At 69.0% G+C, this 14,345-nt stretch carries 11 protein-coding genes, 1 tRNA gene and 2 pseudogenes; 11 read left to right on the top strand and 3 right to left on the bottom strand.

The window, feature by feature from the left end:
- Positions 1-2: 2 nt before the first annotated feature.
- Genes yidD through rpmH form a run of 3 tightly spaced genes read right to left on the bottom strand, consistent with a single transcriptional unit; the run spans position 3 to position 814 of the window.
- A complete protein-coding gene (yidD, locus tag M4D82_RS16960; protein WP_076043740.1) occupies positions 3-284 on the bottom strand; it encodes a membrane protein insertion efficiency factor YidD in 282 nt (93 codons plus the stop codon).
- Entirely contained in the window at positions 281-655 is a 375-nt protein-coding gene (gene rnpA / locus M4D82_RS16955) for a ribonuclease P protein component (RefSeq protein WP_249766854.1), read from the bottom strand. Before rnpA ends, yidD begins: the two co-directional genes overlap by 4 nt.
- A 21-nt stretch (positions 656-676) precedes the next feature.
- The gene (rpmH, locus tag M4D82_RS16950; protein WP_018547628.1) at positions 677-814 is read right to left on the bottom strand and encodes a 50S ribosomal protein L34; all 138 of its coding nucleotides are present in this window, start codon (positions 812-814) and stop codon (positions 677-679) included.
- 359 nt (positions 815-1,173) lie between these two features.
- Between rpmH and dnaA (M4D82_RS34605) the strand changes: the two are divergent.
- The 11 genes and pseudogenes from dnaA (M4D82_RS34605) to M4D82_RS16900 all read left to right on the top strand — a co-directional run.
- Positions 1,174-1,470, top strand: a pseudogene (gene dnaA, locus M4D82_RS34605) (chromosomal replication initiator protein DnaA); the annotation flags it as partial.
- A gap of 75 nt (positions 1,471-1,545) precedes the next feature.
- Positions 1,546-2,985: pseudogene (gene dnaA / locus M4D82_RS16945) on the top strand (chromosomal replication initiator protein DnaA); the annotation flags it as partial.
- An 844-nt stretch (positions 2,986-3,829) separates the two neighbouring features.
- The gene (gene dnaN, locus M4D82_RS16940) at positions 3,830-4,960 is read left to right on the top strand and encodes a DNA polymerase III subunit beta (RefSeq protein WP_249766852.1); all 1,131 of its coding nucleotides are present in this window, start codon (positions 3,830-3,832) and stop codon (positions 4,958-4,960) included.
- Between the two features lie 228 nt (positions 4,961-5,188).
- Complete coding sequence (gene gnd, locus M4D82_RS16935) at positions 5,189-6,064, top strand: phosphogluconate dehydrogenase (NAD(+)-dependent, decarboxylating) (protein WP_249766851.1); 876 nt, start codon at positions 5,189-5,191, stop codon at positions 6,062-6,064.
- A gap of 94 nt (positions 6,065-6,158) precedes the next feature.
- Complete coding sequence (recF, locus tag M4D82_RS16930; protein ID WP_249766850.1) at positions 6,159-7,295, top strand: DNA replication/repair protein RecF; 1,137 nt, start codon at positions 6,159-6,161, stop codon at positions 7,293-7,295.
- Complete coding sequence (locus M4D82_RS16925) at positions 7,292-7,825, top strand: DciA family protein (protein WP_249766849.1); 534 nt, start codon at positions 7,292-7,294, stop codon at positions 7,823-7,825. The genes recF and M4D82_RS16925 overlap by 4 nt, the downstream gene beginning before the upstream one ends.
- Before the next feature lie 480 nt (positions 7,826-8,305).
- The gene (gene gyrB / locus M4D82_RS16920; RefSeq protein ID WP_249771890.1) at positions 8,306-10,327 is read left to right on the top strand and encodes a DNA topoisomerase (ATP-hydrolyzing) subunit B; all 2,022 of its coding nucleotides are present in this window, start codon (positions 8,306-8,308) and stop codon (positions 10,325-10,327) included.
- Between the two features lie 42 nt (positions 10,328-10,369).
- Entirely contained in the window at positions 10,370-12,982 is a 2,613-nt protein-coding gene (gyrA, locus tag M4D82_RS16915; protein ID WP_249766848.1) for a DNA gyrase subunit A, read from the top strand.
- Positions 12,983-12,984: 2 nt separating this feature from the next.
- Positions 12,985-13,695, top strand: a complete 711-nt coding sequence (locus tag M4D82_RS16910; protein ID WP_249766847.1) for a DUF3566 domain-containing protein — start codon at positions 12,985-12,987, stop codon at positions 13,693-13,695.
- Between the two features lie 83 nt (positions 13,696-13,778).
- Positions 13,779-13,852 (top strand) — tRNA-Ile (locus M4D82_RS16905).
- 146 nt (positions 13,853-13,998) lie between these two features.
- A complete protein-coding gene (locus tag M4D82_RS16900; RefSeq protein ID WP_208809277.1) occupies positions 13,999-14,133 on the top strand; it encodes a DLW-39 family protein in 135 nt (44 codons plus the stop codon).
- The last annotated feature ends 212 nt before the right edge of the window (positions 14,134-14,345 follow it).

Genomic DNA, 14,345 nt, shown 5'->3' with positions numbered 1-14,345 from the left:
AATCAGGCTCCTTGAGCATTGCGAGATCTACGCAACGCACTGCGCAGCTGCTCGTGCCAACGCGGGCGTTTCCGGGGTGGGACATGATCCACACCACCCGGGGACCACGGATTGCACCGCAGGATCCGCCAGGCGGTCAGAGCCGTCCCCTTCACCGCACCATGCCGGTCGATGGCCGTGTACCCGTAGTGCGAACACGACGGGTAGTAGCGGCACACCGGCCCGAGCAGCGGACTGATCGTCCACTGGTACAGCTTGATCAAAGCGAGCAGCGGATACTTCATCGGGCCACGCCTCCCAGCAGCCGCGCCAAGGCGGCATCCAGGTCGCGGGCCAGCTCGTCGACGCCGGCGTCACCCGCTCCGGGCAGGGCCCGCACCACCACCAGGCTACCGGCGGGCAGCAGGGCCAGCCGGTCGCGCAGGAGATGGCGCAGTCGGCGCTTCACCCGGTTACGGACGACGGCTATGCCGACAGCCTTGCTGACGACGAAACCCGCACGCGGCGAGGGAACTGTCTCCCCCGGCTCGTGCGGGTCCGTTGCACCGCTTGTACGTAGGTGGACGACGAGGAGCGGGCGTCCGGCCCGCCTGCCTCGGCGTACCGCGCTCGCGAAGTCCTCACGCCGCCTCAGCCGATTTTCGGGAGACAGCACGACGTCACGACCTGCGCGTGGTTACGCGGAGAGGGCGGCGCGGCCCTTGCTGCGACGGTTCGCGAGGATCGCGCGACCGGCACGGGTACGCATCCGCAGGCGGAAGCCGTGGGTCTTGGCACGACGGCGGTTGTTCGGCTGGAAGGTGCGCTTGCTCACTCGGGGGCTCCAGAGAATGAATCGTTGTGGCGGTACATCGCCTGGCTGTCACCGTGCGCCCACGAGGAACTCGCGTGTTCGCCCGAGTGGACACCGCTAAACGATCACTAATAGTGATCTTCGCCCATCGGTAGGCAGGCGGCAGCAGCCATCGACAACTCGACCTCGTTACGGTACGCGCGGCTACGCCATCCGGTCAAACCGAGCCCGCCCTGCCCCACACTGTGCACAGGCTGTGGACAACGACTTGAACCCTAGCCACCGGCCTGACTACCGTTGCCTGATCCCTGATTTTTTTGTCCCGACCGTCCCAAAGAACCACACCTTCGTGGGACGGGACCTGTGAGAGAGCGTGCTCTGTGGCTGACGTACCTGCCGATCTTGCCGCAGTGTGGCCACGCGTGCTCGAGAAGCTGCTCGGCGAAGGTCAGCAAGGCATCGAGTCCAAGGACAAGCAATGGGTGGAACGCTGCCAGCCGCTTGCCCTGGTCGCCGACACCGCGCTGCTCGCCGTCCCCAATGAATGGGGGAAGCGGGTTCTCGAAGGCCGACTGGCCCCGCTCATCAGCGACGCCCTCAGCCGGGAATGCGGACGCCCCATCCGGATCGCCATCACCGTGGACGACTCCGCCGGCGAGCCCGCGCCCTCCTCGCCGTCCACCTCGTCCCCCCGTGAGGGCTACGAGCCCTACGGCGGCCAGCGCCCCGGCGGTCACACCGGCCACAACGGCCCCGGCGACGACCAGCTGCCCACCGCCCGCCCCGCCTACCCGGACTACCAGCAGCAGCGCCCCGAGCCCGGCGCCTGGCCCCGCGGCGGCCAGCAGGGCGACTACGGCTGGCAGCAGCAGCGTCTGGGCGGCTTCCCGGAGCGCGACCCGTACGCCTCCCCGCAGCCCGGCTACCTCCAGCAGCCCGAGTCCGGAGGCTACGACCAGGGCTCCTACGAGCAGCAGCCGTACGAGCCGGGCAAGTACGAGCAGTCCCCGTACGAGTCACAGAAGTACGAATCCCAGTCGTACGATTCGCAGTCGTACGAGCAGCAGTCCTACGAGCAGCCCGCGCAGCGCCCGGCGCCCGGCCGGACGGGACCGTCGCCGGCCCCGTCCGGCGGTTCCACGTCGGGCCCGTTGGAGCCGACCGCCCGGCTGAACCCCAAGTACCTCTTCGACACCTTCGTCATCGGCGCCTCCAACCGCTTCGCGCACGCCGCCGCGGTGGCCGTCGCCGAGGCGCCGGCGAAGGCGTACAACCCCCTTTTCATCTATGGGGAGTCGGGCCTCGGCAAGACGCACCTGCTGCACGCCATCGGGCACTACGCGCGGAGCCTCTACCCGGGCACCCGCGTGCGGTACGTGAGCTCGGAGGAGTTCACCAACGAGTTCATCAACTCCATCCGCGACGGCAAGGGCGACGCCTTCCGCAAGCGCTACCGCGAGATGGACATCCTGCTGGTCGACGACATCCAGTTCCTGGCGAGCAAGGAGTCGACGCAGGAGGAGTTCTTCCACACCTTCAACACGCTCCACAACGCCAACAAGCAGATCGTGCTGTCCTCCGACCGGCCGCCCAAGCAGCTGGTGACGCTGGAGGACCGGCTGCGCAACCGCTTCGAGTGGGGCCTGATCACCGACGTCCAGCCGCCCGAGCTGGAGACGCGCATCGCGATCCTGCGCAAGAAGGCCGTGCAGGAGCAGCTCAACGCCCCGCCGGAGGTACTGGAGTTCATCGCCTCGCGGATCTCGCGCAACATCCGCGAGCTGGAGGGCGCGCTGATCCGCGTCACCGCCTTCGCGAGTCTCAACCGGCAGCCGGTGGACCTCGGTCTCACCGAGGACGTCCTCAAGAACCTCATCCCGGGCGGCGAGGACAGCGCGCCGGAGATCACGGCCTCCGACATCATGGCGGCCACCGCCGACTACTTCGGGCTGACCGTGGACGACCTGTGCGGCTCCTCGCGCAGCCGGGTCCTGGTGACCGCCCGACAGATCGCCATGTACCTGTGCCGTGAGCTCACGGACCTGTCCCTGCCGAAGATCGGGGCCCAGTTCGGCGGCCGCGACCACACCACCGTCATGCACGCGGACCGCAAGATCCGCGCCCTCATGGCGGAACGGCGCTCCATCTACAACCAGGTAACCGAGCTCACCAACCGCATCAAGAACGGCTGAGGACGGGCCGGGCCAAACCCCGAGACAGGGCGCTTCCGGATCGAACCGGGGGCGCCCTTCTTCGTCCGTGCGCCCCTGACCTGTTCGAATACGCCCCCTGAGGAGGCCGTCATCCACAGATTCGGCAACTTTCTTCCGTCCACAGCCTGAGGACAGTTCCCGTCGCCCACAATCTGTCCACAGGGATGCGGGGTGAGGGCCCATCAGGCCTGGTCATCGCCCTGGGGAATTGTGAACAAGCGTCATCCACAGCCTGTGGACAGAAATTTCGTCCACAGGCTCATCCACGGCTCTGTCCACCGCCAACCCACAGGTTCCCGCATCCTGTGCACAGGATCCGAAGGGTTCTCCACACCGTTGTCCACTGTTCGGCAACACTGCACCTCCTGTCACCGGCCCGAGTGAAAGGCGTCACACGAACGTCGACGTTTGGTCTGTGGACCACTGGGGAAAAGCTGGGGACGCAGCTGTGGACTACTCCGGGTCACCTGGGGACGGCCTGTGCAGAACTTTCTGTTCTCCACAGACACCCTCGGTTGTCCACCGGTGCCATGCACAGGGTGTGGGGATAAAAAACGCGGGCTGACCAGCAAAAACGGGCTTATCCACCGTTTCCACAGGCCCTACTACTACCCCCAATGAGAGAGAGCCCGGTTTCGGTTTTCAAGCGGGTCCTGTGCACAACTCGTCGGACGGCCGTCCCGACGCCTCGCTCCCGACTTGACCGCCGGCCGCGACGAGTGTCGGCCCCGTACGTCAGACTGGTCCCCGGCATCGGTCGAGGCATCGACGAGCCGACGACGAAGGCCGGCAGACGAGCGAGCAACAGCAGGAGGCGGTTCCGGTGAAGATCCGGGTGGAGCGCGACGTACTCGCGGAGGCGGTGGCCTGGGCTGCACGCAGCCTCCCGGCCCGGCCGCCGGTGCCCGTACTCGCGGGCCTGCTGCTGAAGGCCGAGGATGGCACCCTGTCCCTCTCCGGCTTCGACTACGAGGTCTCGGCCCGCGTCTCGGTCGAGGCGGACGTGGAGGAGGACGGCACCGTCCTCGTCTCCGGCCGGCTCCTCGCCGACATCTGCCGCGCCCTCCCCAACCGCCCGGTGGAGATTTCCACAGACGGTGTACGGGCGACCGTGGTCTGTGGATCCTCGCGGTTCACGCTCCACACCCTGCCTGTGGAGGAATACCCGGCGCTCCCGCAGATGCCGACGGCCACCGGCACCGTGCCCGGTGAGGTCTTCGCCTCCGCCGCCGCGCAGGTCGCCATCGCCGCCGGTCGCGACGACACGCTGCCCGTGCTGACCGGTGTCCGCATCGAGATCGAGGGCGACCGCGTCACCCTCGCGTCCACCGACCGCTACCGCTTCGCGGTCCGCGAGTTCCTGTGGAAGCCGGAGAACCCGGACGCCTCGGCCGTGGCCCTGGTGCCCGCCAAGACGCTCCTGGACACCGCCAAGTCCCTGACCAGCGGCGACACCGTCACGCTAGCGCTCTCCGGCTCCGGCCAGGGCGAGGGCCTCATCGGTTTCGAGGGCGCCGGCCGCCGCACCACCACCCGCCTCCTCGAAGGCGACCTGCCGAAGTACCGCACGCTCTTCCCGACGGAGTTCAACTCCATCGCGGTGATCGAGACCGCCCCGTTCGTCGAGGCCGTCAAGCGCGTGGCCCTCGTCGCCGAGCGCAACACCCCGGTCCGCCTGAGCTTCGAGCAGGGCGTGCTGATCCTGGAGGCCGGCTCCTCCGACGACGCACAGGCTGTGGAGCGCGTCGACGCGCACCTGGAGGGCGACGACATCTCGATCGCCTTCAACCCGACCTTCCTGCTGGACGGTCTGAGCGCGATCGACTCGCCGGCCGCGCAGCTGTCCTTCACCACGTCCACCAAGCCGGCGCTGCTCAGCGGCCGCCCGGCGGTCGACGCGGAGGCCGACGAGGCCTACAAGTACCTGATCATGCCGGTGCGCCTCTCCGGCTGACGCGGGTACGTCGGGCCCGGTCTCGCAGGCTGCGGGACCGGGCCCGACGCGTTCGCCCCCGCGCCCCCAGCCCCGCGCCCCCGCCGGCCGGGCCCCGTCCCCCACGGCCGTCCCGGGAGCGCCCGTGGCGCCCGGCGACCGAGCCCGGCGTAGGCTCGGAGCCTGGGTAAGCCCCGGGCAAGGCGGGGAACCCGGCACAGACGGCCACAACGCTTAAGGAACCACCTGATGGAGCTTGGTCTCGTCGGTCTCGGCAAGATGGGCGGCAACATGCGCGAGCGCATCCGCCGCGCAGGCCACACCGTCATCGGATACGACCGCAACCCGGACCTCGCCGATGTCCACAGCCTGCGGGAACTTGTGGACAGCCTGCAGGGCCCCCGCGTCGTGTGGGTGATGGTCCCGGCAGGTCCGGCGACGCAGTCCACCATCGACGAGCTCGCGGAGCTGCTCTCGATCGGCGACGTCGTGGTCGACGGCGGCAACTCCCGCTGGACCGACGACGAGAAGCACGCCGAGGAGCTGGCGGCCAAGGGCATCGGCTTCGTCGACTGCGGCGTCTCCGGCGGCGTCTGGGGCCTGGAGAACGGCTACGCGCTCATGTACGGCGGCGCCAAGGACCACGTCGCGCGCGTCCAGCCGATCTTCGACGCGCTCAAGCCCGAGGGCGACTTCGGCGCCGTGCACGCCGGCAAGGTCGGCGCGGGCCACTTCGCGAAGATGGTCCACAACGGCATCGAGTACGCCATGATGCAGGCCTACGCCGAGGGCTGGGAGCTGCTGGAGAAGGTGGACTCGGTCACCGACGTCCGCGAGGTCTTCCGGTCCTGGCAGGAGGGAACGGTCATCCGTTCCTGGCTGCTGGACCTCGCCGTCAACGCGCTGGACGAGGACGAGCACCTGGAGCGGCTGCGCGGCTACGCGCAGGACTCCGGCGAGGGCCGCTGGACGGTCGAGGCCGCGATCGACAACGCCGTGCCGCTGCCGGCGATCACGGCCTCGCTCTTCGCGCGCTTCGCGTCGCGCCAGGACGACTCGCCGCAGATGAAGATGATCGCCGCGCTGCGCAACCAGTTCGGCGGCCACGCGGTCGAGAAGGCCTAGCCGGCCCGGCCGAAAACCACTAACCGGAAGCCACTGAGCGGCACCACCGCACCACAGAGCAGAACAGCAGGAAGCCGGGGGAGGTCGGCGCCGTATGCATGTTTCGCATCTCTCGTTGGCCGACTTCCGCTCGTACGCTCGGGCCGAGGTTCCCCTCGCCCCGGGCGTGACGGCTTTCGTGGGCCCCAACGGCCAGGGCAAGACGAACCTCGTCGAGGCCATCGGCTACCTGGCGACGCTCGGCAGCCACCGGGTCTCCTCGGACGCCCCCCTCGTCCGGATGGGGACGGAGCGGGCGGTGATCCGCGCGGCCGTCACCCAGGGCGAGCGGCAGCAGCTGGTGGAGCTGGAGCTGAACCCGGGGCGCGCGAACCGGGCGCGGATCAACCGGTCCTCGCAGGTCAGGCCCCGGGACGTGTTGGGGATCGTACGGACCGTGCTGTTCGCGCCCGAGGACCTGGCCCTGGTCAAGGGCGATCCGGGTGAGCGGCGGCGCTTCCTGGACGAGCTGGTGACGGCGCGCTCCCCGCGGATGGCGGCCGTCCGCTCCGACTACGAGCGGGTGCTCAAGCAGCGCAACACGCTGCTGAAGTCCGCGGCGATGGCCCGCCGGCACGGCGGTCGCTCCATGGACATGTCCACGCTCGACGTGTGGGACCAGCACCTCGCGCGGGCGGGCGCCGAGCTCCTCGCGCAGCGCCTCGACCTGATCGCGACGTTGCTGCCGCTCGCGGACAAGGCCTACGAGGAGCTCGCGCCCGGCGGCGGTCCGCTCGGCCTCGCGTACCGTTCCTCGGCCGGCGAGGCCGTGGACAGCGGGGAGGCGCGTACCCGTGAGGCGCTGTACGAGGTGCTGCTGACGGCGCTCTCCGGGGTCCGCAAGCAGGAGATCGAGCGCGGGGTGACCCTCGTGGGCCCGCACCGTGACGACGTCCTGCTGCGCCTGGGCGAGCTGCCCGCGAAGGGGTACGCGAGCCACGGCGAGTCCTGGTCGTTCGCGCTGGCGCTGCGGCTGGCCTCGTACGAGCTGCTGCGCTCGGAGGGGACGGAGCCGGTGCTGATCCTGGACGACGTCTTCGCCGAACTGGACGCGCGCCGCCGGGAGCGGCTGGCGGAGCTGGTGGCGCGGGGCGAGCAGGTGTTGGTGACGGCGGCGGTGGACGATGACGTTCCGGACGTGCTGACGGGGACGCGGTTCGGAGTGTCCGGCGGTGAGGTGACCCGGCTGTGAACGACGGCGAGGCGAACGAGGAGCGGCGCAGGGCCCCGGAGCCCTCCGGGGTGGATCTGGCGCGGCAGGCGCTGGCCGCCGCGCGGGAGCAGGCGCGGGCGCGCGGGAACGCGGCGGGCGGCGGGAAGCGGAGCCGGCAGCCGGGTCTGCGCTCGGGCGCGCGGGCGGACGGCCGCGATCCGATGCCGCTGATGGCGGCGCTGGACCGGCTGCGCACCGAGCGGGGCTGGGAGATGCCGATCGCGGTGGCCGGGGTGATGGAGCGCTGGCCGGAGATCGTCGGCCCGGAGATCGCCGCGCACTGCGTGCCGGAGAAGTACGAGGAGCGGGAGCTCCTGGTGCGGTGCGATTCCTCGGCGTGGGCGGCGCAGCTGAAGCTGCTGGCGCCGCAGCTGGTGGCCCGGCTGAACGCGGAGCTGGGACAGGGCACGGTCCGGCTGATCAAGGTGCAGGGGCCGGGGGGCCGGCCGAAGCGGTACGGGCCGTGGCGCGCGCCGGGCAGCACGGGCCCGGGGGACACGTACGGCTGACCGGGCCGGCGTCGCCGTCCGTTGTCGCGTCGCCGCCCGGCCGGGGGGCTTCCGGTTGTGGGCGCCCCGGGTGGCGCCGGGGTGGAACCAGAGCGTCCGGATGAGCGTGGAGCCTGGTGTGGGGCGGGCCGGCGCCGGGGTCGCGGGGGTTCTCGTAGCGGGTCGTGGGGCCGCTCGCCGCATTCCGGACCGGGGTGTTCGCGGGTGGTGTCCCTCACGGTAGCGACGGGTTGACAGCCCGAAGCGCTGGAGGCCCGCGTGAGCCACTTTGAGCCCCTCCCCGGATATGGGGAGTCGGAGAGTGGAGGTTCAGGGCGGCACATGCGGACTCAGGTACCGGCAAACCCCCATTCATGTCAGTGGTACCGGTAGACTGGAGCCAATCCCGTTCGATTGCGCGGGACACCCGAGAAACGCAGACAACGCAGATCGACGCGGCCGCTCCTCCGGCGCACACGCTGGTCCGGAGTACGGGCTGCGCTGTGCCAGAAAGGGCGCTTCGTGGCCGATTCCGGCGACTCCAACGAGAAGAATTACGACGCCAGTGCCATCCAGGTCCTCGAAGGCCTGGATGCGGTTCGCAAGCGGCCGGGTATGTACATCGGCTCGACCGGTGAGCGCGGCCTGCACCACCTCGTGCAGGAGGTCGTGGACAACTCCGTCGACGAGGCCATGGCCGGGCACGCGGACACGATCGACGTCACGATCCTGGCCGACGGCGGCGTGCGCGTGGTCGACAACGGCCGAGGCATCCCGGTCGGCATCGTGCCGTCCGAGGGCAAGCCGGCGGTCGAGGTCGTCCTGACGGTCCTGCACGCGGGCGGCAAGTTCGGCGGCGGCGGCTACGCCGTCTCCGGTGGTCTGCACGGCGTCGGCGTCTCCGTCGTGAACGCCCTTTCGACCAAGGTCGCGGTCGAGGTCAAGACGGACGGCCACCGCTGGACCCAGGACTACAAGCTGGGCGTGCCGACGGCTCCGCTGGCCAAGAACGAGGAGACCGACGAGCACGGCACGTCGGTGACGTTCTGGGCCGACCCGGACATCTTCGAGACGACCGACTACTCCTTCGAGACGCTGTCGCGGCGCTTCCAGGAGATGGCCTTCCTCAACAAGGGCCTGACCCTGACGCTGACCGACGAGCGCGAGTCGGCGAAGGCCACGGTCGGCGCGGACGACCCGGACGCCGAGGCGGCCGAGCCCGTGGCGCGCACGGTGAAGTACCACTACGAGGGCGGCATCGTCGACTTCGTGAAGTACCTCAACTCGCGCAAGGGCGAGCTGATCCACCCGACCGTCATCGACGTCGAGGCCGAGGACAAGGAGCGCATGCTCTCGGTCGAGATCGCGATGCAGTGGAACTCGCAGTACACGGAGGGTGTCTACTCCTTCGCGAACACGATCCACACGCACGAGGGCGGCACGCACGAGGAGGGCTTCCGCGCGGCGCTGACCGGTCTGGTGAACCGCTACGCGCGCGACAAGAAGCTGCTCCGCGAGAAGGACGACAACCTCGCCGGCGAGGACATCCGCGAGGGTCTGACGGCGATCATCTCGGTCAAGCTGGGCGAGCCCCAGTTCGAGGGCCAGACGAAGACGAAGCTGGGCAACACGGAGGCGAAGACCTTCGTGCAGAAGGTCGTCCACGAGCACCTCAACGACTGGTTCGACCGCAACCCCAACGAGGCCGCGGACATCGTCCGCAAGTCGATCCAGGCGGCCACGGCCCGCGTCGCGGCCCGCAAGGCCCGTGACCTGACGCGCCGCAAGGGTCTGCTGGAGAGCGCCTCGCTGCCGGGCAAGCTGTCCGACTGCCAGTCGAACGACCCGACCAAGTGCGAGATCTTCATCGTCGAGGGTGACTCCGCCGGCGGCTCGGCGAAGTCCGGCCGCAACCCGATGTACCAGGCCATCCTGCCCATCCGCGGCAAGATCCTGAACGTCGAGAAGGCGCGCATCGACAAGATCCTCCAGAACACCGAGGTCCAGGCGCTCATCAGCGCCTTCGGCACGGGCGTGCACGAGGACTTCGACATCGAGAAGCTCCGCTATCACAAGATCATCCTGATGGCGGACGCCGACGTCGACGGTCAGCACATCAACACGCTGCTGCTGACCTTCCTCTTCCGCTTCATGCGTCCGCTGGTCGAGGCCGGCCACGTGTACCTGTCCCGCCCCCCGCTCTACAAGATCAAGTGGGGTCGCGACGACTTCGAGTACGCGTACTCGGACCGCGAGCGCGACGCCCTGGTCGAGCTGGGCAAGCAGAACGGCAAGCGGATCAAGGAAGACTCGATCCAGCGCTTCAAGGGTCTGGGCGAGATGAACGCCGAGGAGCTGCGCGTCACCACGATGGACCAGGACCACCGTGTGCTCGGCCAGGTCACCCTCGACGACGCGGCGCAGGCCGACGACCTGTTCTCGGTGCTGATGGGTGAGGACGTCGAGGCTCGACGCTCCTTCATCCAGCGCAACGCCAAGGACGTCCGCTTCCTCGACATCTGAGTCGGCCCGACGCTGACCGCCCGAAAGGACTTCTGACCGGCCATGGCCGACGAAACCACCCCCACCGCTGAGAATCCCGCGGAGGAGCAGCCCGTGCTGCGCATCGAGCCCGTCGGGCTCGAAACGGAGATGCAGCGCTCCTACCTCGACTACGCGATGTCCGTCATCGTCTCCCGCGCGCTGCCCGACGTACGGGACGGCCTCAAGCCCGTCCACCGTCGTGTGCTGTACGCGATGTACGACGGCGGCTACCGGCCCGAGAAGGGCTTCTACAAGTGCGCCCGCGTCGTCGGCGACGTCATGGGTACGTACCACCCGCACGGCGACTCCTCGATCTACGACGCCCTGGTCCGCCTGGCCCAGCCGTGGTCGATGCGCATGCCGCTGGTGGACTCGAACGGCAACTTCGGCTCCCCGGGCAACGACCCGGCGGCCGCGATGCGCTACACCGAGTGCAAGCTGATGCCGCTGGCCATGGAGATGCTCCGGGACATCGACGAGGAGACCGTCGACTTCACGGACAACTACGACGGCCGCAACCAGGAGCCGACGGTCCTGCCGGCGCGCTTCCCGAACCTGCTGATCAACGGCTCCGCCGGCATCGCGGTCGGCATGGCCACCAACATCCCGCCGCACAACCTGCGCGAGGTCGCGGCCGGCGCCCAGTGGGCGCTGGAGCACCCGGAGGCCTCGCACGAGGAGCTGCTGGACGCGCTGCTGGAGCGCATCAAGGGCCCGGACTTCCCGACCGGCGCCCTCGTCGTGGGCCGCAAGGGCATCGAGGAGGCGTACCGCACCGGTCGCGGCTCCATCACGATGCGCGCCGTGGTCGAGGTCGAGGAGATCCAGAACCGCCAGTGCCTGGTGGTCACGGAGCTCCCGTACCAGACTAACCCGGACAACCTCGCGCAGAAGATCGCCGACCTGGTCAAGGACGGCAAGATCGGCGGCATCGCCGACGTGCGGGACGAGACCTCGTCGCGCACGGGTCAGCGTCTGGTGATCGTGCTGAAGCGCGACGCGGTCGCGAAGGTCGTGCTGAACAACCTGTACAAGCACACCGACCTCCAGACGAACTTCGGCGCGAACATGCTGGCGCTGGTGGACGGGGTGCCGCGCACCCTGTCGATCGACGCGTTCATCCGCCACTGGGTGCAGCACCAGATCGAGGTCATCGTCCGGCGTACGCGCTTCCGGCTGCGCAAGGCCGAGGAGCGCGCGCACATCCTGCGCGGCCTCCTCAAGGCCCTGGACGCCATCGACGAGGTCATCGCCCTCATCCGGCGCAGCAACACCGTCGAGATCGCGCGCGAGGGCCTCATGGGCCTCCTGGAGATCGACGAGATCCAGGCGAACGCGATCCTGGAGATGCAGCTGCGCCGCCTGGCGGCCCTGGAGCGGCAGAAGATCGTCGCCGAGCACGACGAGCTCCAGGCCAAGATCAACGAGTACAACGCGATCCTGGCCTCTCCGGAGAAGCAGCGCTCGATCGTCAGCGAGGAACTGGCCGCGCTCGTCGAGAAGTACGGCGACGACCGGCGTTCCAAGCTGGTGCCCTTCGACGGCGACATGTCCATGGAGGACCTGATCGCCGAAGAGGACATCGTCGTCACGATCACGCACGGCGGCTACGTCAAGCGCACCAAGACCGAGGACTACCGCTCGCAGAAGCGCGGCGGCAAGGGCGTGCGCGGCACGAAGCTGAAGCAGGACGACCTCGTCGACCACTTCTTCGTGTCCACGACGCACCACTGGCTGCTGTTCTTCACGAACAAGGGCCGCGTCTACCGCTCCAAGGCCTACGAGCTGCCGGACGCGGGTCGGGACGCGCGCGGGCAGCACGTGGCGAACCTGCTGGCCTTCCAGCCGGACGAGAAGATCGCCCAGATCCTCGCGATCCGCGACTACGACGCGGCGCCCTACCTGATCCTGGCCACCAAGGGCGGCCTGGTGAAGAAGACGGCGCTCAAGGACTACGACTCGCCCCGTTCGGGTGGTGTCATCGCGATCAACCTCCGGGAGACGGAGGCCGGCGGCGACGACGAGCTGATCGGCGCCGAGCTGGTGTCCGCCGAGGACGACCTGCTGCTGATCAGCAAGAAGGCGCAGTCGATCCGCTTCACGGCGACCGACGACGCGCTGCGCCCGATGGGCCGTGCCACTTCGGGTGTGAAGGGGATGAGTTTCCGCGAAGGCGACGAACTTCTCTCGATGAGCGTCGTTCGGCCGGGTACCTTCGTCTTCACCGCGACGGACGGTGGTTACGCCAAGCGGACGCCCGTGGACGAGTACCGCGTCCAGGGCCGTGGTGGTCTGGGCATCAAGGCGGCCAAGATCGTGGAGGACCGCGGGTCGCTCGTCGGCGCGCTGGTGGTCGACGAGACGGACGAGATCCTCGCCATCACGCTCAGCGGTGGTGTGATCCGTACGCGCGTCAACGAAGTCAGGGAGACCGGCCGTGACACCATGGGCGTCCAGCTGATCAACCTGGGCAAGCGCGATGCCGTGGTAGGCATCGCTCGTAACGCCGAGGCCGGTCAGGAAGCTGACGAGGCCGACGAGATCGAGTCAGGGATCGAGGCCGGGGCAGCCGAGGGACAGGCCGCCGAGGCCGCCGAGGGCACAGAGCCTTCGGCAGGGGAGCACGAGGAGTAAGCGTGAGTGGAGCCACGGGCGCCGGACCGGCCGAGACTGGAGCGAACGGTGCCCGTGGCCCCGCCGCGGACTCCCAGGGGGGAACCGTGACGGACAGCCGAGGACCGAAGCCGAAGTCGAAGCAGCAGGCACCGGCGGAGGCCCAGGCAGCCGCGCCGTCGCAGTCGCAGGCGACGGCGCAGTCGAAGAAGCCGGCGGCCCCGGCCGCCGGCGCCGCCGGCACCGGCCCTGGCGCCGGCCAGGACCGGCCCGCACAGCCCTACCAGCCCCCGCAGGCCTACGTGGCCCCCAAGGGGCCGGGTGCGCAGCGCAAGGGCGGTACGGGCATCCGTACGACCCCCAGGACGCGCAAGGCGCGGCTGCGGGTGGCCAAGGCCGACCCGTGGTCGGTCATGAAGGTCAGCTTCCTGCTGTCGATCGCGCTGGGCCTGTGCACCGTCGTCGCGGCGGCGGTGCTGTGGATGGTCATGGACGCCATGGGCATCTTCTCGACGGTCGGCGGCACGATCAGTGAGGCGACCGGCTCGAACGAGAGCAACGGCTTCGACCTCCAGTCGTTCCTGTCGCTGCCGCGCGTCCTGGTCTTCACGTCGGTGATCGCGGTCATCGACGTGGTGTTGATGACCGCGCTCGCGACGCTGGGCTCGTTCATCTACAACCTGTCGGCGGGATTCGTGGGCGGTGTCGAGCTCACGCTCGCCGAGGACGAGTGACCTGCGGGGACGCCCCGCGGGAAGCGATTTTGGCTCGACCGCGTCTGTGCGCTAATCTTCAGGAGTCAGCGCGCAGCGCGGATGGGGCTATAGCTCAGTTGGTTAGAGCGCATCCCTGATAAGGATGAGGCCACAGGTTCAAATCCTGTTAGCCCCACAGAGTCGAAGACCCCCAGGCCCACCGGCCTGGGGGTCTTCGTCGTAGGGCCAGTTGACGGGTTCCCAGGTAACCGATCGGTATCGGTCGGTGTGTATTGTTGGCGGCCAGAAGTCCCCAACGTCAACGAAAGACGAGGTCGCGCGGTGAAGAAGCTGCTCCTGGTCGCACTGGCCGCCATCGGCGGGCTCCTCGTGTACCGCCAGATCCAGGCGGATCGCGCCGAGCAGGACCTGTGGACGGAGGCAACCGACTCCGTGCCCTCTGGTTCCGGTGTGTGAGACCCACGATTGATCTCATGGAGCCCCGGCTGCCGCTGCCGCCGGGGCTTCGTGCTGCTCTGTGACGAAAAATTCCGGTATGCGAAGATTTGGCTTGCGCTAGCAAATTCGGGTGGGGTGGGCGCGATGGTTCGGGGGCTTTGGGGGCCTCAGGGGGTTTCGGGGCTTCGGGGGCTGAAGGCGGGGGTCGCGGGGGCGGCCGCGCTGGCGTT

The organism is Streptomyces sp. RerS4, from assembly GCF_023515955.1.
In the GTDB taxonomy this organism is placed as follows: domain Bacteria; phylum Actinomycetota; class Actinomycetes; order Streptomycetales; family Streptomycetaceae; genus Streptomyces.
This window is presented reverse-complemented; position numbering and strand designations above follow the sequence as displayed.